The sequence below is a fragment of the Mesorhizobium sp. M8A.F.Ca.ET.202.01.1.1 genome (genome assembly GCF_004791595.1).
GTDB lineage: Bacteria > Pseudomonadota > Alphaproteobacteria > Rhizobiales > Rhizobiaceae > Mesorhizobium.
Genome location: NZ_SRUN01000007.1, coordinates 35,697 through 56,493 on the forward strand (window position 1 = coordinate 35,697; position 20,797 = coordinate 56,493).

The 20,797-nt window shown below is 64.3% G+C and carries 21 protein-coding genes; 14 read left to right on the forward strand and 7 right to left on the reverse strand.

Annotated features, from left to right (window positions below; all coding sequences use genetic code 11):
• Positions 1-44 precede the first annotated feature (44 nt).
• Positions 45-1,184: an alanine racemase gene (gene alr, locus EN845_RS16495; RefSeq protein WP_127872157.1), complete on the forward strand. Its 1,140-nt coding sequence runs from the start codon at positions 45-47 to the stop codon at positions 1,182-1,184.
• A gap of 64 nt (positions 1,185-1,248) precedes the next feature.
• Here alr and EN845_RS16500 read toward each other — a convergent pair whose 3' ends face one another.
• Positions 1,249-1,449, reverse strand: coding sequence for a hypothetical protein (locus EN845_RS16500; RefSeq protein ID WP_127281267.1), 201 nt, complete (start codon positions 1,447-1,449; stop codon positions 1,249-1,251).
• A 10-nt stretch (positions 1,450-1,459) separates the two neighbouring features.
• Here EN845_RS16500 and rnk point away from each other — a divergent pair, with 10 nt between their 5' ends.
• From rnk to EN845_RS16515, 3 genes are all read left to right on the forward strand, one after another.
• Entirely contained in the window at positions 1,460-1,879 is a 420-nt protein-coding gene (rnk, locus tag EN845_RS16505) for a nucleoside diphosphate kinase regulator (protein ID WP_127281266.1), read from the forward strand.
• A 14-nt stretch (positions 1,880-1,893) separates the two neighbouring features.
• Positions 1,894-2,439, forward strand: coding sequence for a GreA/GreB family elongation factor (locus tag EN845_RS16510; RefSeq protein WP_127872156.1), 546 nt, complete (start codon positions 1,894-1,896; stop codon positions 2,437-2,439).
• A gap of 114 nt (positions 2,440-2,553) precedes the next feature.
• A complete protein-coding gene (locus EN845_RS16515; protein ID WP_127280556.1) occupies positions 2,554-3,810 on the forward strand; it encodes a D-amino acid dehydrogenase in 1,257 nt (418 codons plus the stop codon).
• 141 nt (positions 3,811-3,951) lie between these two features.
• On the opposite strand, the gene EN845_RS16520 is transcribed toward EN845_RS16515, so the two are convergent.
• The 3 genes from EN845_RS16520 to EN845_RS16530 all read right to left on the reverse strand — a co-directional run bounded on the left by EN845_RS16520 (position 3,952) and on the right by EN845_RS16530 (position 7,578).
• On the reverse strand, positions 3,952-6,105 hold the full coding sequence (locus EN845_RS16520) for a phosphatidylserine/phosphatidylglycerophosphate/cardiolipin synthase family protein (protein ID WP_127872155.1): 2,154 nt from the start codon (positions 6,103-6,105) through the stop codon (positions 3,952-3,954).
• Entirely contained in the window at positions 6,102-6,545 is a 444-nt protein-coding gene (locus tag EN845_RS16525) for a hypothetical protein (protein ID WP_127281232.1), read from the reverse strand. The genes EN845_RS16520 and EN845_RS16525 overlap by 4 nt, the downstream gene beginning before the upstream one ends.
• 151 nt (positions 6,546-6,696) lie before the next feature.
• Positions 6,697-7,578, reverse strand: a complete 882-nt coding sequence (locus EN845_RS16530) for a LysR family transcriptional regulator (RefSeq protein WP_127872154.1) — start codon at positions 7,576-7,578, stop codon at positions 6,697-6,699.
• A 206-nt stretch (positions 7,579-7,784) separates the two neighbouring features.
• Here EN845_RS16530 and EN845_RS16535 point away from each other — a divergent pair, with 206 nt between their 5' ends.
• Complete coding sequence (locus EN845_RS16535; RefSeq protein ID WP_127872153.1) at positions 7,785-9,281, forward strand: CoA-acylating methylmalonate-semialdehyde dehydrogenase; 1,497 nt, start codon at positions 7,785-7,787, stop codon at positions 9,279-9,281.
• Between the two features lie 413 nt (positions 9,282-9,694).
• Positions 9,695-9,997 carry a hypothetical protein gene (locus EN845_RS16540; protein WP_127280981.1) on the forward strand — a complete coding sequence of 101 codons (303 nt, stop codon included), beginning with the start codon at positions 9,695-9,697 and terminating at the stop codon, positions 9,995-9,997.
• A gap of 38 nt (positions 9,998-10,035) precedes the next feature.
• On the opposite strand, the gene EN845_RS16545 is transcribed toward EN845_RS16540, so the two are convergent.
• Positions 10,036-10,836, reverse strand: coding sequence for an SDR family oxidoreductase (locus EN845_RS16545; RefSeq protein ID WP_127872152.1), 801 nt, complete (start codon positions 10,834-10,836; stop codon positions 10,036-10,038).
• A complete protein-coding gene (locus EN845_RS16550; protein ID WP_127276538.1) occupies positions 10,833-11,162 on the reverse strand; it encodes a nuclear transport factor 2 family protein in 330 nt (109 codons plus the stop codon). Before EN845_RS16550 ends, EN845_RS16545 begins: the two co-directional genes overlap by 4 nt.
• A 79-nt stretch (positions 11,163-11,241) precedes the next feature.
• Here EN845_RS16550 and EN845_RS16555 point away from each other — a divergent pair, with 79 nt between their 5' ends.
• On the forward strand, positions 11,242-11,619 hold the full coding sequence (locus EN845_RS16555; RefSeq protein ID WP_127276536.1) for a winged helix-turn-helix transcriptional regulator: 378 nt from the start codon (positions 11,242-11,244) through the stop codon (positions 11,617-11,619).
• A 6-nt stretch (positions 11,620-11,625) separates the two neighbouring features.
• On the opposite strand, the gene EN845_RS16560 is transcribed toward EN845_RS16555, so the two are convergent.
• Positions 11,626-12,318, reverse strand: coding sequence for a GntR family transcriptional regulator (locus tag EN845_RS16560; protein WP_167531415.1), 693 nt, complete (start codon positions 12,316-12,318; stop codon positions 11,626-11,628).
• Positions 12,319-12,387: 69 nt separating this feature from the next.
• Between EN845_RS16560 and EN845_RS16565 the strand changes: the two genes are divergently transcribed.
• The 7 genes from EN845_RS16565 to EN845_RS16600 all read left to right on the forward strand — a co-directional run bounded on the left by EN845_RS16565 (position 12,388) and on the right by EN845_RS16600 (position 20,792).
• Complete coding sequence (locus tag EN845_RS16565; RefSeq protein WP_127276532.1) at positions 12,388-13,281, forward strand: dihydrodipicolinate synthase family protein; 894 nt, start codon at positions 12,388-12,390, stop codon at positions 13,279-13,281.
• A gap of 182 nt (positions 13,282-13,463) precedes the next feature.
• Positions 13,464-14,714, forward strand: coding sequence for an FAD-dependent oxidoreductase (locus EN845_RS16575; protein WP_167531414.1), 1,251 nt, complete (start codon positions 13,464-13,466; stop codon positions 14,712-14,714).
• A gap of 31 nt (positions 14,715-14,745) precedes the next feature.
• On the forward strand, positions 14,746-15,747 hold the full coding sequence (locus EN845_RS16580; protein WP_127872150.1) for a 4-hydroxyproline epimerase: 1,002 nt from the start codon (positions 14,746-14,748) through the stop codon (positions 15,745-15,747).
• 336 nt (positions 15,748-16,083) lie between these two features.
• On the forward strand, positions 16,084-16,986 hold the full coding sequence (locus tag EN845_RS16585) for a branched-chain amino acid ABC transporter permease LivH (RefSeq protein WP_127276526.1): 903 nt from the start codon (positions 16,084-16,086) through the stop codon (positions 16,984-16,986).
• Between the two features lie 4 nt (positions 16,987-16,990).
• The gene (gene livM, locus EN845_RS16590) at positions 16,991-18,586 is read left to right on the forward strand and encodes a high-affinity branched-chain amino acid ABC transporter permease LivM (protein ID WP_127276524.1); all 1,596 of its coding nucleotides are present in this window, start codon (positions 16,991-16,993) and stop codon (positions 18,584-18,586) included.
• Positions 18,586-20,064 (forward strand): ATP-binding cassette domain-containing protein, encoded by a 1,479-nt coding sequence (locus EN845_RS16595; RefSeq protein WP_127276522.1) that lies wholly within the window; start codon positions 18,586-18,588, stop codon positions 20,062-20,064. Before livM ends, EN845_RS16595 begins: the two co-directional genes overlap by 1 nt.
• A complete protein-coding gene (locus tag EN845_RS16600; protein WP_127276520.1) occupies positions 20,064-20,792 on the forward strand; it encodes an ABC transporter ATP-binding protein in 729 nt (242 codons plus the stop codon). The genes EN845_RS16595 and EN845_RS16600 overlap by 1 nt, the downstream gene beginning before the upstream one ends.
• Positions 20,793-20,797: the final 5 nt, after the last annotated feature.

A 20,797-nucleotide genomic window follows, 5' to 3' on the forward strand; every position in this document is an offset into this window, starting at 1 on the left:
CGCGTCGGTCCTATTGATGTTAATCCGCTACAAGGAGGGTCGCCATGAACGACACCCCCGCAAGGTCGCTGCCCCATGACGTCGCCGCCGTAAGCCAAGCGGCTGCCGGGGCGATCTTGACCATCGATCTCGGTGCGATCCGCGAAAACTACCGGCGGCTGAAGGCAAGGCTGGGCGGCGCACGCTGCGCCGGCGTGGTCAAAGCCAACGGCTACGGTCTCGGCGCGAGCCAAGTGGCATCGGCGCTGATGAAGGAAGGCTGCGGCATCTTCTTCGTCGCGCTGCTGGCCGAAGGCATCGCGCTGCGCAAGGCGATCGGGGCCGGACCTGAGATCTACGTGCTGAACGGATTGCCGCCAGGCTCCGAGCCGGAGGCGGTCGCGTCGGATCTGTGCGCGGTCGTCAACAGTGGCGCGCAGTTGAAAGCCTGGCGCGCGGCGGCGCATCGCGTTGGCCGAAAACTTCCAGCCGCCATCCAGGTCGACAGCGGCATGTCGCGGCTTGGCATGGCGCCGGCCGAAGTCGAGGCGATGGCCGGTGATGCCGCCGCGTTCGACGGCATCGCCGTCAGATATGTGATGAGCCATCTGGCATGCGCGGACGAGCCGCGCCATCCCGCCAATGAACAGCAGCGGCTGGCCTTCGAGCGGTTGCGCGCCAGGCTGCCCGAGGCACCCGCTTCGCTCGCCAATTCCTCCGGCATTTTTCTCGGGCCGTCGTACCATTATGATCTGGCCCGCCCTGGCGCCGCGCTCTACGGCATCAATCCGACGCCCGCCGAACCCAACCCGATGCTGCCCGTGGTGCGGCTGCAGGCCAAGGTGGCGCAGACGCGCAGCGTCGAACAGGGCACCGGCATCGGCTATGGCCACACCTATCACGCGGAAGCGCCGCTCAGCCTGGCGACGATCTCGTTCGGCTATGCGGATGGCTGGCTGCGCCGGTCCGCGTCGGCCGCCTGGTTCGAGGGGGTGCGCCTGCCCTTCCTCGGACGGGTGTCGATGGATTCGATCATTCTCGACATTTCCGCCCTGCCGCCCGGCAAGCTTCGCGAAGGGGATCTCGTCGAACTGCTCGGCCCTTCGCAAACCGTCGACGACGCCGCCGGCCATGCCGGCACCATCGGCTACGAAATCCTGGCCAGTCTCGGCACGCGCTTCCACCGGCGCTTTGTCGGCGGTTGAGCGGTTTGGCCGCGCTTGACAAGCGGACGCCTGTCGGCAAGGTTCGGCGCATGAGCAACCTCGCTTATATCAGAACCTTGTTCAGGGTCTGCCCGATCGCGGGATCGTAGCCCCGGCGCGGCCGCCTTTCGGCGTTCGTCCGTACCGGGGCATCCATACATCCACCCATCGCCATCAAGCCGCACCGCTCTCCGCGGCTGCCGGCTTTCATCAGGCCGCCGTCAACGCGGCGGCAAGCGCGCATCCGCTCGATGCGCCGATCCATGAGGTTTGCCATGCAACATGCAACGGGACTGCATCCATCCGCCCAGATTCTAATCAGCGACACCGACCATGACAGATTGGCCGGCCTGGCCCGGACCGTGCTCGACCGCGCGCCCGAGACGGCCGATGAGCTGCTCGCGGAATTGGACCGGGCGGTGATTACGGAAGCGGCGGCAATTCCGGCCGGCGTCGTGCGAATGGGGTCGACAGTCACGGTTCGCGGTGAAGGCGGTGATATCAGGCGCATCACGCTGGTCTATCCAGGCGACGCCGACATTGCCGAAAACCGGATCTCGGTGCTGACGCCGATGGGAACGGCGCTTGTCGGCGTCAGCACCGGACAGGTGGTGTGCTGGAGCGGCCGTGGCGGCCGCAAACTGTCGGCAACCGTGGAGGCGGTCGATACGCCCGCCGGCGGCGGCGAGCACTGATCGTGGAGGCGATAATGAAAAACGGAAGCTGCCGCCTGACGACGAAGGATTTCGCCGTCCTGGAAGTAATGCTCGAGCGCCGGCGGGCATTCGCGGATCCGATGGTCGCGATGATCGAAGAGAAGCTTTCCAATGCCGGCGTCGTGCCCATCGAGTCGGTCGAACCCGATATCGTGACGCTGAACAGCCGGGTGGTGTTTTGCGTCGATGCCGGTGCGGCCGAGACGCGCACCCTGGTGCAGAACGACGTGCGCGGACCGGTCGGCTCCAGCCTGTCGGTGGCAACCAGGCGCGGCCTGTGCATGCTTGGCATGGCGCAAGGCCAGACGGCATCGCTCGAACACCCCGACGGCAGGCGCGAATCGATCCGGATCAAGGCGGTGCTCTATCAGCCGGAAGCCGCGCGGCGGGCAGCCCGGGAAAGAGCTTCCGCTGGCGGATCGCGGCCACATGGGCTGACCCTCGTCTACAGCGCTGACACGTCTATCCGGCCTCTTGGCGAGACGGCAGGAATGCGGCAGACAGGGAAAGACGACGATCCCGGTCCGTCGGCGGCGTGAAAAGCCACGGCGCATGGTTGAGAAGATCGGAATCGATTTTCGCCGGCGATCGTGCGCAAATCGCAGATGTGGCCGTGTCCTTCGGCATGAAGGACACGGCGTAAGGAGTGAATGATGAAGATCATGGTGCTGGGCAGTGGCGTCATCGGGGTGACCACGGCCTATTATCTCGCTGAGGCCGGCCATGAGGTGACGGTGATCGACCGCCAGAAAGGCCCGGCGCTGGAGACCAGCTTTGCCAATGCCGGCGAGATTTCGCCCGGCTATGCCTCGCCCTGGGCCGGCCCCGGCATTCCGCTCAAGGCGATCAAGTGGCTCCTGATGAAGCACGGCCCGCTGGTGGTGCGGCCGGCCTTCGACCCGCATATGTGGACATGGCTGGTCAAGATGCTGCGCAACTGCACCGCCGAGCGCTACGCCATCAACAAAGCGCGTATGGTGCCGCTGGCGGAATACAGCCGCGACACGCTGAAGGCGCTGCGCGAAGCGACCGGCATTGCCTATGACGAGCGGACCCAGGGCACGCTGCAATTGTTTCGCACGCAAAAGCAACTCGACGGCACCGGAGGCGATGTCGAGGTGCTGAAGAAATATGGCGTGCCGTACGAAATCCTCGACCAGGATGGCTGCATCGCGGCAGAGCCGGGGCTGGCCGGCGTGCGCGAGAAGTTCGTCGGGGGGCTGAGACTGCCGCATGACGAGACCGGCGACTGCAAGATGTTCACCGACAGGCTGACCGAGCTCTGCGTGGCGCGCGGCGTCAAGTTCGAGTACGACGTGACCATCTGGCGCGTCATCCGCAGCCGCAATCGTGTCGCCAATCTGAGCACCAGTGCTGGCTGGAAGGCGGCAGACGCCTATGTCATGGCGCTGGGCAGCTATTCGGCGGGTTTCATGCGCCGGATGAAGCGGTCGATCCCGGTCTATCCGGTCAAAGGCTACTCGATCACGGTGCCGATCAAGGACGCCGCCGCCGCACCGGTGTCGACCGTAATGGACGAGACCTACAAGGTCGCGATCACCCGGCTTGGTGACCGCATCCGCGTCGGCGGCACGGCCGAGATTTCCGGCTTCGATCTCAGGCTGCACGAATCGCGACGCCGCACCCTGGAACACTCGGTCGGCGATCTCTTTCCGGGCGCCGGCGCCATGCGCGAGGCGACGTTCTGGTGCGGGCTGCGGCCGATGACGCCGGATGGACCACCGCTGATCGGCCGCACCGAACTGTCCAACCTCTATCTCAACACCGGCCATGGAACGCTGGGCTGGACCATGGCCTGCGGCTCGGCCAAGGTGCTGGCCGACATCATCTCGAACCGGGTACCCGACATCGACGTGCGTGCCCTGGCGCAGGAGCGTTATCTTAAATAGCCCGCGCGCGTCTCGCCGGCGCGCTCTGTTCCTTGCTTTGATGCATGTCGTTGCCCAAAACCGGGGCCACTTTTGGGCGACATCTCTTGGGTGGATGCAGTTCCGGGCGGAAAACCGCTTCGCACTTTTCCTGGAATTGCATCAGAACGCCTGCCTGACCCAGGCCTCGTCGAACAGCAGCCGGTAGGCCCACGGGATCGTCAGTTTGGTGGAAACCGGGTTCGAGTGGGCGAGATAGTCGTCATAGACCGGCTTCATCCTGGCGTAGAAGGCGGGGTCGAGCACCATCATGCCGTTCTCGGAATCGTGGAAGAAGCTGCGGTTGTTGAGGTTGACCGAGGAGATGGCGACCAGCTTTTCATCGATCAGCATGATCTTGGAATGCAGCACCACGTCAGGTGCCTTGAATTCGCGGATGTCGATGCGGTCGCCATATTTCTCGACGAACAGCTTGTTGAGCGCGGTGAGGAACCTGCCGCCGATATCGCCCTTGAGGTCGATGCGGCCGACAATGTCGATCTTGACGCCTCGGGCGAGCGCCCGATCGAAGGCCCGGGCGAGGCTCGGCGTCAGATTGAGGTAAGGGTTGACGATCTGGATATGGTGCTGGGCGGCGTCGACCAGCTCGACGAAATAGGCCTCCAGCGCGTGGTCATCCTCATAGGGAACCGAAATGAAATGCCGGGCATTGCCAGATGGCAGGCCATCTCCGTGGAACGGGATGGAGAAGGGACGCGCCAGGTTTGTGTCGGCGTCGCGCAGCCATATTGTCGACAGATGCGCGGCGAGCGTCTCGACCATCGCCCTGTCGGCGAACTCGATGTCGAAGTCGCTCCAGTTCGAATAGTAGTTCAGCGAAAGGCCATCGGTCTTGCCGTATTGCTCGAGGTCCGGATAGCGGGACAGGTCGATCGGCCGATGGAACAGGAAGCCATCATGGATGTTGCGGCCGCCGATGATCACGCGCGAACGCGCGGGGTCCTGCGCCAGCGTCGCCAGCATCTTGATATGATGGGTCTTGTGCAGCTGTGAAATCTGCTCGTCGATCGGCGCGCCATGATCCGCCAGCCAGCGGTATTCCTGCAGCTCGACATTGGGGAATTCGGCCGCCAGGCGCTGCAGCATGGCGTCGTCCTTGTCACGTTCAAGCACGTCGGTGACCATGATGCGCACCTTGGCGCCAAGCGCTGCATGATGGCGGATCAGCCGTTCGATGATGCGCCCGGAAAAGTCGGCCTTGAATTCGAGCGAGGACAGATAGATCAGCTTCAGCCTTGGCGCCTTCGAGAAATCGAGCGGCAATTCCGGATCGCCCTTGTCTATTGCCGCATCGGACAGAGGCGCGCCCATCAGCGCCTCGACCTTGGCGTTGAAGCCGTCGCGCGATTTGCGCAGCAGCGTGGGCTCACCGATCGGCATGGCGCAGGTCTGCGACAGCCACCGGCCGGCATAGAAGGCGCGCTCGAGGGCGTCGAGGCCGACGCCGTCGGGGACCGGGCAGCGCTGGTAGCGGCTATCCAAACTGGCGAGCGCCGGATCGGCGGTCTCTTCGCGCCGGATGGTGAGCGGCGCGCCGGTGGGCGCGAGGCTGGAGCGGATCCTTGCCGTGCACCGGTTCAGGTCATCGGCCGGAAACAGGCTGACCGTGTCGTTCTCGCTCGACAGGCGAAGGCGGAATGCCGCGCCGGCGGCAATGGTGCGTGAGGCTCCGGCGGCGCGGATCGCCAATGCGCCGTCGCAACTGCCTTCGATATCGGCTGGCTGCTGGCCGGCCTGGCGCACGACGATCTCGGTGCTGCGTGCCTGCAAGCCGGAAAAATCGAAGGTCTTGGAAGCCGAGGCCCGCGCCGCCGCATCGATGTAGAGCGTCTGCCGCGACACCCGCCAGCGGCCGTCGAAATGGCCGTCGCCGCCGCCCCCACTGGCCGGCGGCAGATGTGCGTTGGCGACCGGTCCGGCCAGTTGCCGTAGTGTCGAATACGTTGCCTGGAAATCGCGGTTCTGGACATCGCGGCGGTTGCGCCCGAACGGGCCGGTGCCGTTGGCTCGGTCCATGGCGCCGAGCTGGTTGTTGGCAAGCAGCGCCAGGGACCGTCTTTCGTAGTCGCTGTCGATGGCATTGCCGAAGAACCACGCCGCCGCGACCTGTGGCCCGGGCGTGCCGGCCGACAGCGAGGGCCGCGCGCAAGCTTCCTGTCCCGCCAGGAAGTCGCAGGCATTGCTACCCGCACCGGCACAACCGGCAAGGGCAGCCAGCCCGAACAGGGCGAGGATGACGATCGTGCGGCTATTCACCCGTTGGCTCCGGCCTTCATGGCGCTCAACTGCGCCGGGTCGCGCGGCGGCATGAAACCTTGCGGAAAAACCTTGCAGACGGGTATGGCGAAGGTGGCGATCAGCAGTTCGGCCTCGCTGCGCGTCTTGCGCGGTGCCGTCTTGTCGTCGCGGATTGCCCGCGCCGAGGCGACAAGGGCGCCGTCGCAGTCGCAATGGTCGCGGCGGGCGATGTAGCAGGCGTCATGGGTTCGGCAAACGGCGTCGAGGCGGTCGACCGGCCGGGCCGACAGATCGCCGGTGCGGGTGCCGGGACCGCAGTAATTGCCGATGACGAAAGGCGAGGGGCGCGCCATGGCGTAGCGGATCGGCCTGGGCAATTCGGCTTCCGGTACCTTTGTCCATGGATTGGCGCATGCGGAGACAAGAAGCAGCGGCAGGATGGCAAGAACGGCTCGCATGTCTATCCGCGCCAGCTTTCTGAAAGATGTCCCCACCCGGCGCCCGCCTTGCGTGGCCGAGGGCCGCACGCCTGATGCCACACTGGCTGGTTTTGTGGCAAGGAAAAGGCGGCGTGTGGGGACCGGCCGTGTTTGTGCCGTGACGGCGCTTCTACAGGAAGAGGCCCCGCTCACGCTCAACCGCCTTGGTGATGAAGCTGGCGACGATCTGGACGCGGCGCAGCGGCCTCACCGATTCATGGTAGACCAGCCAGTAGGCGCGGCGGATGGGCGCGACCACGTCGACGGCCACCAGCTCCGGCATCGAGCGGGCGACGAAGGTGTGCAGGATGCCGATGCCGGCGCCCGAGCGCACGGCTTCGGCTTGGCCGAGCGCAGAAGAGATGGCGAAGCTGGTGCGCCAGTCCGCGCTGAATTCGGCCGCGTAGTCGAGCGACGGGCTGACGATGAGGTCCGGCACATAGCCGATGAGGGTGTGCCGGCCGAGTTCGGCGGCGGTTCTGGGCAGTCCATTGGCTTCGGCGTAGGCGCGCGACGCGAACAGGCCGAGCGAATAGTCGACCAGCTTTCCGGCAACCAGCCGCCCTTCGGTCGGCCGCTCGACGGTAATCGCGATATCGGCCTCGCGCCGCGACAGCGAAAAGGAGCGCGGCACCGGCACGAGCTGGATGGTGAGTTCGCGGTGCAGGGCGGTGAGTTCGCCCAGCCGCTTGGCCAGGAAGGCGACGCCGAAGCCGTCGGGTGCACCGATGCGCACGGTTCCGGACACGTCGTCGCCTTCGCCCGATATGGTCGAGCGGGCGGCGATCATGTCGCCTTCCATGCGCTCGGCGATGTCGAGGAAGCGCTCGCCTGCCGGCGTCAGCTCGCTGCCGGTGGTCAGGCGGCGGAAGAGTTTTGTCCTCAGTGCTTCCTCCAGGGCCGCGATGCGGCGCGAGACGGTGGCATGGTTGAGCTCCAGCCGCCGCGCGGCGCCAAGGATCTGGCCGGCGCGCGCCACGGCGAGGAAGATGCGCACGTCATCCCAGTTCAAGGGCGTGGTCCGACAGGACGGAGGGGCGTGTGAGGGAACTCAACTTAACGATTCCAGCGATGACAAACTCACCCTACCATTTGCGACAATTGATGCACAGGCACCCACCGTTATCTATTTTCCGCACAACGGTTGCGTTCTCCCTCGCGTTGCCTTCGCCACCACAAAGGCGGACAATGCGCCATCACAAACAAGGGAGAGAAATCATGATCGACTACGGTCATTTCATCGGCGGCAAGCGTGTCGCCGGCACCAGCGGGCGCAAGCAGGACGTCATGCAGCCGATGGACGGCTCGGTGCGCGGCACCGTGGCGCTGGCCTCGCAGGCGGAACTGCGCGCGGCGGTCGAAAATGCCAAGGCCGCGCAGCCCGCATGGGCGGCCACCAATCCGCAGCGCCGCGTGCGCGTGCTGATGAAATTCCTCGAACTGGTCGCCCGCGACTATGACGAACTGGCCGACATCCTGGCGCGCGAACACGGCAAGACCATCGCCGACGCCAAGGGCGACATCCAGCGCGGCCTCGAAGTGGTCGAGGTCTGCATCGGCGCGCCGCATATGATGAAGGGCGAATTCACCGACGGCGCCGGCCCCGGCATCGACGTCTATTCGATGCGCCAGCCGCTCGGCGTGGTCGCAGGCATCACGCCGTTCAATTTCCCCGCCATGATCCCGCTTTGGAAAATCGCGCCGGCGATCGCTTGCGGCAATGCCTTCATCCTGAAGCCTTCGGAGCGTGATCCGGGCGTGCCGATGCGCATTGCCGAACTGTTCATCGAGGCCGGCCTGCCTGCCGGCATCCTCAACGTCGTCAATGGCGACAAGGATGTCGTCGACGCCATCCTCGACGATCCCGACATCAAGGCCATCGGCTTTGTCGGCTCGACGCCGATCGCCCACTACATCTATTCGCGCGGCACGGCGGCCGGCAAACGCGTGCAGTGCTTCGGCGGCGCCAAGAACCACATGATCATCATGCCCGATGCCGACATGGACCAGACCGTCGACGCGCTGATCGGCGCCGGCTACGGTTCGGCCGGCGAGCGCTGCATGGCAATCTCGGTCGCCGTGCCAGTCGGCAACGACACCGCCAACCGGCTGATGGAAAAGCTGATCCCTCGCGTCGAGAGCCTGAAGGTCGGTCCGTCGACGGATTCGGCCGCCGATTTCGGCCCGCTGGTCACCGCCCAGGCGCTGGAGCGCGTCAAGGGTTATGTCGACACCGGCGTCAAGGAAGGCGCCAAGCTGGTGGTCGACGGCCGCGGCTTCAAGATGCAGGGTTACGAGGACGGCTACTATATGGGCGGCTGCCTGTTCGACAACGTGACCGCGGACATGCGCATCTACAAGGAAGAGATCTTCGGACCGGTGCTCTCGGTTGTGCGTGCGCCGCGCTATGAGGATGCGATCAAGCTCGCCAACGACCACGAGATGGGCAATGGCGTCGCCATCTTCACCCGCGACGGCGATGCCGCCCGCGACTTCGCCAGCCGGGTCCAGGTCGGCATGGTCGGCGTCAACGTGCCGATCCCGGTGCCGATCGCCTACTACACGTTCGGCGGCTGGAAGGCGTCTTCCTTCGGCGACCTCAACCAGCACGGCCCGGACGCCTTCCGCTTCTACACCAAGACCAAGACGGTGACCTCGCGCTGGCCGTCCGGCATCAAGGACGGTGCCGAGTTCGTCATCCCGACGATGAACTAAGCCGGACGGTTTCTTGGCTGCGCGTCCTCGCCTTCGGCTGCGGGCGCGCGGGCCGGCATCAAGGACGGAACCGAGTTCGTCATCCCGACGATGAGCTGACCTGACGCTCCCCTAAACCGAAGTTGAGAAAGCGCGGTGCAAACCGCGCTCCTTTTTCATGGGCGTCGGGAATGTGGGGGCTTTCGTCCGCTTAAGCCTTGCGCCGTCCAGCTGCGCCGCCGCGAGCGCAACGTCAGGTACATTATGCCAATGCCTCGCGCCCCGCGAGCATCTCCACATTCTAATAATTCCATCGCCGTGTGATGGAACCAACAGACCACCATCCGCCTTAGGCTTTATTCCTGCCACGCGTGCAGGCAATCAAACAGCGCCGGTGGCAGCCGGGGTTCTCGTCTGGCGCAAGGAGGTGTCAGATGACACGATTTCTTATGGCGACACTTTTGGCGGCGGCCGCGATGACCGGTGGAATCGCGCCAGCGAACGCGGCGGCGCAATGCGCGGCGCGCGCGGACATCATCAAGGCGCTCGGCGACAAATTCCACGAAACCGAGGCCGGGCGCGGCCTGATCAATCCGAACGTCGTCCTCGAGATCTTCATCTCGGATAAGGGTAGCTGGACCGTGCTGGCCTCGGACACCAAAGGCCAGAGTTGTGTTCTGTCGGTCGGCGAAGGCTGGGACAGCCCGACCATCACCGCGGCGATGCCGGGCGCTTGACGGCGCGACGCTGCAGCGGGACCTCCCGGCGGCGGCCTTCAGACCGTCGGAATTGTGCCGCCATCGATGACGTACTCGGCGCCGTGGATTGCGGATGCGCGATCCGAAACGAGGAAGGCCACCAGTTCCGCGATCTCTTGCGGCCATGCCGGCCGGCCGATCGGGATGCCGCCCATCGCGTCCATGATACCTTGGCGGGCGGTCTCCTCATCCGAGCCCGAATGGGCCGCCAGCCGCTTCACCATTGCCTCCGAGGCGGTGGTGTGGATCCAGCCCGGCGCCACTATGTTCACGCGAATGCCTTGTGGGCCGAGTTCCTTGGACAGCGCCTTGCTGTAATTTGAAAGGGCCGCCTTCGCCGCCGCATAGGCGATGGTGGATTCGTGGAGCGGCAACCGGCGCTGGATCGACGAGATGTGTACGATCGCCCCGGAGCCCTGCTCGATCATGCGCGGGACAAGCAGGCGGTCGAGCCGCACCGCCGCAAGCAGATTAAGATTGAGTTCATCCTGCCAGATCCGGTCGGACAGCGCCGCGAAACCGCCGCCTGGGCTTTTCGACCCGCCAACGCTGTGAATGACGATGTCGATGCCGCCAAGACGGTCGATGATGGCGGCGGCCACGTTTGCCGCACCGTCGAGAGTGGCGACGTCAGCTTGCACGAAGAGTTCCGCCGGTGATCCGGCGTCGGGCGAACGGGCTGTCGTCGCGACCGTTGCACCTGCTGCGGCAAGCCGGTGAACGATAGCTTCGCCGGCGCCTTTGGTGCCGCCGGTGACCAGCACGCGCCTGCCCCGGAACTCCTGGTCATCGATCGCGAATGTCTGCCGGATGGTCATAGGCCAATCTCCAGTTTCGCGATCCGGTCGCCGCCCAGCGTGAAATTGTAGTGGAGCGTTATCGGGCTGCCGGGGAAGTCCCCGGAGACGATACCGGCGATCCGCCATGCGTTGGCTGTGACACCGGCCTCCTTCACCTCGACTGTCGCGTGATATTTGTCGGTCGTACTTTGCATCCACCTGCGGATCGCTTCGGTTCCGCGATGGGTCTCGCCTTCGTCCTTGACGATGGCGTCCAGCGTGAAAGGCGCGAGCATCGCGCCGATGTCGTGGCGGTTGTTGGCGGCGAAATAATCCGCCAGCGGCGGAGGAAGGGTCACGGTCACGGTTTGTCTCCAATTGGATGCCGCCGTCTGTGGGAGGGGGCGGCTGTTGTCGGCCGCTAAGATGAGGTATGCTGGAGAAATGACAAGAACCGACGAAAAAGTAAGGTACTTACCCGAAAGTGAGGCTGAGACGCTGACGCCGCTCTCCGCAGCGAGCGGTGTGGAAAACGTGCTACGCATCCTCGAGGGCCGTTGGAAGCTGGTGATCCTGTTCCATCTGTTCGGCGGCAAAGTGCTGCGCTTTTCAGACCTCGAGCGGGCGATACCGGCTATTTCGCAGAAAATGCTGATCCAGCAGCTCCGGCAGATGGGCGCCGACGGGATTGTCCGCCGTATCGTTCACCATCAAGTACCGCCAAAGGTCGAGTATTGCCTGACCGATTGGGGTCAGGCCCTGTGCCCGGCTCTCGATGCCCTGTTGAAATGGGCGGCGCAAAAGGGCTCCGCCGACGCCTGACCGAGCCTATCGTGTCGCAGCCACCTCGGCATGGCCGCGCAGCAGCGCCATCAGCTTCTTGGCGTCCTTGGCGGCGCCCTCCTCGTCGCCGTCGAGGATCGAGCGGATCAACGCGACATGGTGCTCAGCGGATTCCGCCAGCCCGGTGTCCGCCTTGTAGCGGAACCAGAAGCGGCGGCTGTGGGTCTGCAACGGGGCGGCCAGCCGGGCGGCGAACGGATTGTCGGCGGCCAGCGCCAGCGCTTCGTCGAGCGCCTTGTCGGCCTGGATGAAGGCAAGCACATTGCCCGAGATCACCGCCTTCTGCATGGCAAGCGCGGCCTCGTGAAACAGGTCGGCGGCTTCGCGGGTGACGAAGCGTGCGGCCGATCGTGCCAGCACCACCTCGACGCCGCGCCTTGCGTCGAGCACGCGCAGCCAGTCGCCGGGATGCAGCGGTGCGATCGCGATGCCGGCACGCGGCCTGACATCGAGCAGTCCCTCCCAGGCCAGCCGCTGGATCGCCTCGCGCACCGGCGTGCGGCCGAGCGCCAGCCGCTCGATCAGGGAGCCCTCGGTGACAAAACTCGCCGGCGCCAGTTCGAGCGTCACGATCATGTGTTCGAGGACGCGATAAGCCCTGGTCGCCGCGGGCTCGGACACGGTGCTTGCTTCCATGGATATCAAAGGCGGTCTCCTGATATATCTAAAATATATCATAACAGATTCCGCATTGACAGCGGCTTTCCTAACAGATATACGGCTGATATATCAGATGGAGAGATAGTCATGTGGACCGGAGTTTTCCCCGCCGTCACGACCAAATTCACCGCCGACGACCGGCTCGATCATGCCGAGATGGAGCGTTGCTTCAGCCTGCAGATGGAGGCCGGCTGCGACGGCATCATCGTCTGCGGCTCGCTTGGCGAGGGGCCGATGCTGTCGCCTGACGAGAAGATCGAGGTGCTGAAGACCGCGCAGAAGGTCGCTGGCAAGAAGCCGGTGCTGCTGACGGTCAACGAGGCCGGCACCCGCGAGGCCGCCAGCATCGCCAGGCGCGCCGCCAAGGAAGGCGCCAACGGCCTGATGGTGGTGCCGAGCCCGATCTATCATACCAACGCGGAAGAGACCGTGGCGGCGCTGCGCGCCGTGGCCGAGGCCGGCGACCTACCGGTCATGATCTATTCCAATCGGCTCGCCTACCGCGTCGATGTCACCGTCGACCAGATGGAGGAGCTTGCGTCGGACAAGCGTTTCGTCGCCATCAAGGAATCCTCCGACGACATCCGCCGCTCGACCGAGATCATCAACCGCCTGGGCAGCCGCTACGACCTGTTCACCGGCGTCGACAATCTCGCCTTCGAGGCGCTGTCGGTGGGCGCCATCGGCTGGGTGGCTGGCCTGGTCACCGCCTTCCCGCGCGAGACCGTCGCCATCTACCAGCTGATGAAGCAGGGACGCCGCGAAGAGGCGCTCGCCATCTACCGCTGGTTCCGGCCGCTGCTCGACCTCGATGTCTCGACCTATCTGGTGCAGAACATCAAGCTTGCCGAAGTGTTCGCCATCAACACCAATGACCGCGTGCGCATGCCGCGCATGCCGCTGTCGGGCGAACGCCGCAAAGCGGTCGAGAAGATCGTCAAGGATGCGCTCGCGGTGCGGCCGACGCTGCCGCAGTTCTGAATTGGCGATGGCCCAGGCCCCCTCATCCGGCCGCTTCGCGGCCACCTTCTCCCCAAGGGGAGAAGAGTTCGCCAGCGTTGGCGTCAGCCTCTTCTCCCCAGCGGGGAGAAGGTGGCCCGAAGGGCCGGATGAGGGGGCTGGCACGGAGAAGCGAGAGAGGGCGTTTTGCACTGTGCGCCGCCATGAGTAACAATGCCGTAATCGACATCGCCATCATCGGTGGCGGCATCATCGGCATCTGCGCGGCGGCCTTCCTTGCCGAGGCGGGACTGGATGTCACGGTCTTCGACCGCACCGGTATCTGCGAGGAGACGAGTTCCGGCAACGCCGCCGCCTTCGCCTTTTCCGACGTGCTGCCGCTGGCGCACAAGGGCATGATCCGGCAGCTGCCGAAATGGCTCGCCGATCCGCTCGGCCCGCTCAGCATTCCGCCCGTCTACCTGCCGAAGCTGCTACCCTGGCTGGTTCGCTTCTGGCGCGCCGGCGCGCCAGGGAAATACGAGGCGAGCCTGGCGGCGCAGTCCGGCATGATGAAGCTTGCTGAGGCCGAGTGGATGGATCTGCTCGATCGTTCCGGCACGCGGCCGATGCTGCGTGAGGACGGTTCGCTCGAGCTCTATGAAAGCGAAGCCGAGTTTCGCGCCTCGATGTCGGGCTGGGCGGCGCGCGAGCGCTTCGGCATCGGCTTCCGGCACGTCGAGGGCAAGGACCTGGCGGACTTGCAGCCGGGGCTGTCACCGCGTTTCGTCAGGGGCACCTTCGTGCCGGGATGGAAGACGGTCGCCGATCCAAAACTGCTCGGCAAGGCCGTGTGGGCCTACGCGCAGTCCAAGGGTGCCCGTTTCGAGATGGCCCGCATCGACCGGGTCGCCGCCGGTCAAGACGGCGCGACACTGACGCTGGCAGACGGCTCGAACAGGCAGGCCAGGCACCTCGTCATTGCCGCGGGCGCCTGGTCGCACCTGCTGGCGCGGCAGCTCGGCGACCGCATTCCGCTGGAAACCGAACGCGGCTACAACACGACATTGACGAGAGCCGCGTTCGACGTGAGGCGGCAACTGATCTTCTCCGGCCACGGCTTCGTCATCACCCCGCTCGACACGGGCCTGCGCGTCGGCGGTGCCGTCGAGCTTGGCGGCATCGAACGGCCGCCCAATTTCAACAGGGCGAAAGCGCTCTTGCGGAAGGCGCAGGCATTCCTGCCGGGGCTCGATCCCACGGGCGGACGCGAATGGATGGGGTTCCGGCCCTCGCTGCCGGATTCGGTCCCCGTCATAGGCAAGGCAGCGCGAAGCCGGTCGGTCATCTATGCCTTCGGCCACGGCCATCTCGGCCTGACCCAGGCTGCGGCAACCGGGCGGTTGATCAGGGAATTCGTTCTGGGGCAGACTTCGTCCGTCGATCTGGTCCCCTTCAGCCCACAACGATTTTGATTTTTTCGGGTTTTGATTTTCGAGGAGCGACATGGCCAAGAAATCCTTCTTCTGCATCGACGGTCACACCTGCGGCAACCCGGTGCGGCTGGTCGCCGGCGGCGGCCCGCTGCTGCAGGGCTCGACAATGATGGAACGGCGCGCGCATTTCCTCGCCGAATACGACTGGATCCGCACCGGCCTGATGTTCGAGCCACGCGGCCATGACGTGATGTCGGGCTCGATCCTCTATCCGCCGACGCGCGAGGACTGCGACATCGCCATCCTGTTCATCGAGACTTCAGGCTGCCTGCCCATGTGCGGCCACGGCACCATCGGCACGGTGACGATGGCCATCGAGCACGGGCTGATCGTGCCGAAGACGCCTGGCGTGCTCAGGCTCGACACGCCGGCCGGCCTCGTCATCGCCGAATACAAACAGGTCGGCGAGTATGTCGAGGAGGTGCGCATCACCAACGTGCCGTCGTTCCTCCATGCCGAAGGGCTGACGGTCGAATGTCCAGGCCTCGGCGAGATTACGGTGGATGTCGCCTATGGCGGCAATTTCTACGCCATCGTCGAGCCGCAGGCGAATTATCGCGACATGGCGGATTATTCGGCCGGCGACCTCATCGCCTGGAGCCCGGTGGTGCGGCAACGGCTCAACGAGAAATATACCTTCGTGCATCCGGAAAACCCAGGGATCAACCGGCTGTCGCACATGCTGTGGACCGGCAAGCCGACGGTCGAGGGCGCGGATGCGCGCAATGCCGTCTTCTACGGCGACAAGGCGATTGATCGCTCGCCCTGCGGCACCGGCACCTCGGCGCGCATGGCGCAGCTCCATGCCAAAGGCAAGCTCAAGGCCGGAGACGCTTTCGTCCATGAATCGATCATCGGGTCGCTGTTCAAGGGCAAGGTCGAAAAGGAGGTCAACTTGGCCGGGAAGCAGGCAATCATCCCCTCGATTGGCGGTTGGGCGAGGATGACCGGACTGAACACCATCTTCATCGACGACCGCGATCCGTTCGCGCATGGTTTTGTGGTCAAGTAGGGAGAATCCTGACCCTACGGAAAGGAGTGTGACGAAAAAACGAACCGTGTCAGGAACGCAACGATTCTTCTCATCACCTAATTTTGACGGTGATTTCTTCGAAACGGAGCGCATGATGAGGCGCAATCGTCAAAGACATTGCGTTATGCCAATGATAGGGTCCGCGATAGTCCAGGGGCTGGGTGGAAAAAACGGGCGATCGGGAAGGCGTGGTTGGAAACACGCGGAGCGATCAAAAAAAATCACGTTGCAATCCGGCCTCGAAACTTTACGACTAGGGGAAATACGAAAAGGAATGCGTCTGCATGGGCGACATTCCAGGGGAGCCATGTACACATGCAGTACTTCGTCCAGCAGCTTATCAATGGGCTGACGCTGGGATCGATCTATGGGCTGATCGCGATCGGCTACACGATGGTCTACGGCATCATCGGCATGATCAATTTCGCCCATGGCGACATCTTCATGGTGGGCGCTTTCACGGCGCTGATCGTCTTCCTCATCCTCGGCGCGCTGTTTTATTCGGTGCCCGTGGTCATCGCGCTGCTGGTCATGATGATCGTGGCGATGCTGCTCACCAGCCTCTACAACTGGACGATCGAGAAAGTGGCCTACCGGCCGCTGCGCGGTTCGTTCCGGTTGGCGCCGCTGATCACCGCCATCGGCATGTCGATCGCGCTGTCGAACTTCGTCCAGGTGACGCAAGGGCCGCGCAACAAGCCGATCCCGCCGATGGTCAGCCAAGTCTACAACATCAACGGCGTCAGTGTGTCGCTGAAGCAGATCATCATCGTCATCGTCACAGCTTTGCTGCTGGCGGTGTTCTGGTACCTGGTCAACAAGACCTCGCTTGGCCGGGCGCAACGCGCCTGCGAGCAGGACCGCAAGATGGCGGCACTGCTGGGCATCGACGTCGACCGCACCATCTCGATCACCTTCATCATGGGTGCGGCCCTTGCCGCCGTCGCCGGCACGCTTTTCCTGATGTACTACGGCGTCATCGCCTTCTCCGACGGCTTCGTGCCGGGTGTGAAGGCCTTCACGGCTGCGGTGCTTGGCGGCATCGGCTCGCTTCCGGGGGCCGTGCTCGGCGGACTGCTGATCGGCTTCATCGAGAGCATGTGGTCGGCCTATTTCTCGATCGACTACAAGGATGTCGCCGCCTTCTCGATCCTGGCGATCGTCCTGATCTTCCTGCCTTCCGGCATATTGGGCCGGCCAGAAGTCGAAAAGGTCTGAGACCATGGCCGTAACCGTATCTCCAGAGCGCGACACCGTCGCCAGTCCCGTGCAGCGCGCCCTGCGCGAGGCCTTCTATGCCGGCGCCATCGCGCTTGGCCTGTTCGTGCTGTTCATCGGCCTCAAGACCGACCAGAACATGTCCAACGAACTGGTCGTGGTGCAGCGCTGGGGCCTGCTTGCCGCGGTGGTGATCGCCACCGCCGTCGGACGCTTCCTTTACGTTGCCTACGGCCAGCCCTTCATGGCCAACCAGAAGGTCGCCAACGTGACCACCGGCCTCATGCCGGCAAGCGTGGCATCCCGCTTCTTTACCCTGCCGGCCTTCATCGGAGCGGCGGTCGCCATGGTGCTGCTGTTCGTGTTCAACAGCTCTCTCGCCGGATGGGTTGGGGCAGAGCCGGCCGGCTATCTGCAATTCCTGCGTGCCCTGTCGGTCATCTATGTGCTGGCCTGCGTGATCTATTACTTCCGCGCCTTCATCCATGCCAACTTCACCAAATTGGGCATCTCGGCCCTGGTGCTGTACCCGATCCTCGTGGTCGCCGTGCTGTCGCTCAACGCCTGGTCGATCACCGGAGGGCTGCAGGGTTCGTTGAAATGGGTCGATAATTTCGGCATCCAGATCCTGATCTATGTGATGCTGGCCTGGGGACTGAACATCGTCGTCGGCCTCGCCGGTCTGCTCGATCTCGGCTACGTCGCTTTTTATGCGCTTGGCGCCTATGCCTATGCGCTTCTGGCCACGCATTTCGGCCTGTCGTTCTGGATATTGTTGCCCGCCGCGGGCGCCATGGCAGCGCTCTGGGGGGTGCTGCTCGGCTTTCCCGTGCTGCGCCTGCGCGGCGACTATCTGGCGATCGTGACGCTCGCCTTCGGCGAGATCATCCGCCTCGTGCTGATCAACTGGCGCGAGGTCACCAATGGGTCGGCCGGCATCTCCGGCATTCCCAAGGTCAGCTTCTTCGGCCTGATGACCTTCAACGTGTCGGACCCGAACTACATCGCCAAGGTGCTGAACATCGCCACGTCCAGCGCCTACTACAAGATCTTCCTCTACTACCTGATCCTTGGGCTCTGCCTGTTAACCGCCTTCGTCACCATCCGGCTGCGGCGCCTGCCGGTCGGCCGCGCCTGGGAAGCCTTGCGTGAGGACGAGATCGCCTGCCGCTCGCTGGGCATCAACACCACCACGACCAAGCTCACCGCCTTTGCCACCGGCGCCATGTTCGGCGGTTTTGCCGGCTCCTTCTTCGCCGCCCGGCAAGGTTTTGTCAGCCCGGAATCCTTCGTCTTCCTGGAATCGGCCATTATCCTGGCCATCGTCGTCCTTGGCGGCATGGGCTCGCTGGTCGGCATCGCCGTCGCCGCGATGGTGATGATCGGCGGCACCGAGGCGCTGCGCGAACTCGATTTCCTCAAGCAGGTCTTCGGGCCCGATTTCACACCGGAACTCTATCGCATGCTTCTGTTCGGCATGGCCATGGTCATCGTCATGCTATGGAAGCCGCGCGGCTTTGTCGGCAGTCGTGAACCAACCGCCTTCCTTAAGGAGCGAAGGGCTGTCTCAGGCTCCTTCACCAAGGAGGGCCACGGCTGATGAATGCGACCACGCAAATGAACGACGCCATCCTGCAGGTCGAGCATCTGTCGATGAAGTTCGGCGGTCTGGTCGCCATCGGCGACCTGTCCTTCACCGCCAGGCGCGGCGAAATCACCGCGCTGATCGGTCCCAACGGCGCCGGCAAGACCACGGTGTTCAATTGCATCACCGGCTTCTACAAACCGTCGGAAGGCATGATCACGCTCAACCGGGCCGACGGTTCCAGCTACCTGCTGGAACGGCTGCCCAACCACGAGATCCCGGCGCGAGCCAAGGTGGCGCGCACCTTCCAGAACATCCGCCTGTTCTCGGGCATGACGCTGCTGGAGAACCTGCTTGTCGCCCAGCACAACAAGCTGATGAAGGCTTCGGGCTATACGATCCTGGGCCTGTTCGGCTTCAGCGGTTACCGCAAGGCCTCGGCCGAATCGGTAGAGCTTGCCAAGCACTGGCTGGAGAAGGCCGATCTCGTCGATCGTGCCGACGATCCGGCAGGCGACTTGCCCTATGGCGCGCAGCGGCGGCTCGAAATCGCGCGCGCCATGTGCACCGGTCCTGAGCTGCTGTGCCTCGACGAACCGGCGGCCGGCCTCAACCCGAAGGAATCGGCGGCTCTCAACGAACTGCTGATGGGAATCAAGCATACGACCGGCACCTCGATCCTCTTGATCGAGCACGACATGTCCGTGGTCATGCAGATTTCCGACCACGTCGTGGTGCTGGAATATGGCCGCAAGATCTCCGACGGCAATCCGCAGTCGGTGCGCACCGATCCGCGCGTCATCGCCGCCTATCTCGGCGTCGATGACGAGGAGGTCGAGACCGTGCTCACCGAAGTCGGCGACGAGGACGTCATCGAACAGCTCGATATCGGCCCCGACTCCACGCATGGCCCGGGGACATCGGCGTCGTATCTGGCCGGGCCGGTGAGCGACACCGTCGGCCATAGCGAAGGCGAACGGGTGACCGTGTCGAAAGGCGCCTCGAAGGCAGCGCAGGTCGACGCCCGCGCCGCCACCGTGGCAAGCAGGCCTGTCGCGCCGACCCCGACGCCGGCCAAATCCGCCGCGAAGAAGGCGGCGCCAAGGAAAACGGCCGCAAAGGCGCCTGCCACGAAGGCCGAAGGTGTTTCGAACCGCCTCGCTGCCCCCCGTGGCGGCAAGGCCGACAATCTGACCCGCATCAAGGGCATCGGTACGGTCAACGAGAAGAAGCTCAACGAACACGGCATCTTCCACTTCGACCAGATCGGCGCCTGGAAGAAGGCCGACGTCGAGGCGGTCGAGGCCTATCTCGACTTTGACGGGCGCATCGCGCGCGAGGAGTGGGTCAAGCAGGCGAAGCTGCTCGGTCAGGGCAAGGATACGGAATTCTCGCGCCGCGTCGATGCGGGCAAGGTGGCGACGAGTCATGCTTCCGGCAAGGCCGCGAGCACAGGCAAGCCCGTTCAGGGCAAGCGTGGAGGGGGCAAGTGATGGCCACGACAACGCTGCTCGATATCAAGGGCGTGGAGACCTACTACGGCAACATCCGGGCGCTGAACGGCGTCAATGTCACCGTCAAGCAAGGGGAGATCGTGGCGCTGATCGGCGCCAACGGCGCCGGCAAGTCGACGCTGATGATGACCATCTTCGGGGCCCCACGCGCCCGCACCGGCACCATCACCTTCGCCGGGACCGATATCACCCAGCTGCCGACGCACGAAATCGCACGAATGCGCATTGCCCAGTCACCCGAGGGCCGGCGCATCTTCCCGCGCATGACGGTGATGGAAAACCTGCAGATGGGCGCCAGCCTCGACAACCTCAAATATTACGGCGAGGACGTCGAGAAGGTGTTCACGCTGTTCCCCAGACTGAAGGAGCGGATCGCCCAGCGTGGCGGCACCTTGTCGGGCGGCGAACAGCAGATGCTGTCGATCGGACGCGCATTGATGGCGCGGCCGAAACTGCTGCTGCTCGACGAGCCGTCGCTGGGCCTGGCGCCGCTGATCGTCAAGCAGATCTTCGATGCCATCCGCGAATTGAACCGCACCCAGGGGCTGACCGTGTTCCTGGTCGAGCAGAACGCGTTCGGCGCGCTCAAGCTCGCCACGCGCGGCTATGTCATGGTCAACGGCAATGTGACGATGAGCGGCACCGGCAAGGAGCTGCTCGCCAATCCGGAAGTGCGCGCCGCCTATCTCGAAGGCGGACATCACTGAGTTCA

Coding starts and splice junctions, on each gene's coding strand:
- alr (WP_127872157.1), top strand. CDS start 45: ATGAACGACACCCCCGCAAGGTCGCTGCCCCATGACGTCGCCGCCGTA.
- EN845_RS16500 (WP_127281267.1), bottom strand. CDS start 1,449: ATGGATCGGCGCATCGAGCGGATGCGCGCTTGCCGCCGCGTTGACGGC.
- rnk (WP_127281266.1), top strand. CDS start 1,460: ATGCAACATGCAACGGGACTGCATCCATCCGCCCAGATTCTAATCAGC.
- EN845_RS16510 (WP_127872156.1), top strand. CDS start 1,894: ATGAAAAACGGAAGCTGCCGCCTGACGACGAAGGATTTCGCCGTCCTG.
- EN845_RS16515 (WP_127280556.1), top strand. CDS start 2,554: ATGAAGATCATGGTGCTGGGCAGTGGCGTCATCGGGGTGACCACGGCC.
- EN845_RS16525 (WP_127281232.1), bottom strand. CDS start 6,545: ATGCGAGCCGTTCTTGCCATCCTGCCGCTGCTTCTTGTCTCCGCATGC.
- EN845_RS16535 (WP_127872153.1), top strand. CDS start 7,785: ATGATCGACTACGGTCATTTCATCGGCGGCAAGCGTGTCGCCGGCACC.
- EN845_RS16540 (WP_127280981.1), top strand. CDS start 9,695: ATGACACGATTTCTTATGGCGACACTTTTGGCGGCGGCCGCGATGACC.
- EN845_RS16545 (WP_127872152.1), bottom strand. CDS start 10,836: ATGACCATCCGGCAGACATTCGCGATCGATGACCAGGAGTTCCGGGGC.
- EN845_RS16555 (WP_127276536.1), top strand. CDS start 11,242: ATGACAAGAACCGACGAAAAAGTAAGGTACTTACCCGAAAGTGAGGCT.
- EN845_RS16560 (WP_167531415.1), bottom strand. CDS start 12,318: ATGATATATTTTAGATATATCAGGAGACCGCCTTTGATATCCATGGAA.
- EN845_RS16565 (WP_127276532.1), top strand. CDS start 12,388: ATGTGGACCGGAGTTTTCCCCGCCGTCACGACCAAATTCACCGCCGAC.
- EN845_RS16575 (WP_167531414.1), top strand. CDS start 13,464: ATGAGTAACAATGCCGTAATCGACATCGCCATCATCGGTGGCGGCATC.
- EN845_RS16580 (WP_127872150.1), top strand. CDS start 14,746: ATGGCCAAGAAATCCTTCTTCTGCATCGACGGTCACACCTGCGGCAAC.
- EN845_RS16585 (WP_127276526.1), top strand. CDS start 16,084: ATGCAGTACTTCGTCCAGCAGCTTATCAATGGGCTGACGCTGGGATCG.
- livM (WP_127276524.1), top strand. CDS start 16,991: ATGGCCGTAACCGTATCTCCAGAGCGCGACACCGTCGCCAGTCCCGTG.
- EN845_RS16595 (WP_127276522.1), top strand. CDS start 18,586: ATGAATGCGACCACGCAAATGAACGACGCCATCCTGCAGGTCGAGCAT.
- EN845_RS16600 (WP_127276520.1), top strand. CDS start 20,064: ATGGCCACGACAACGCTGCTCGATATCAAGGGCGTGGAGACCTACTAC.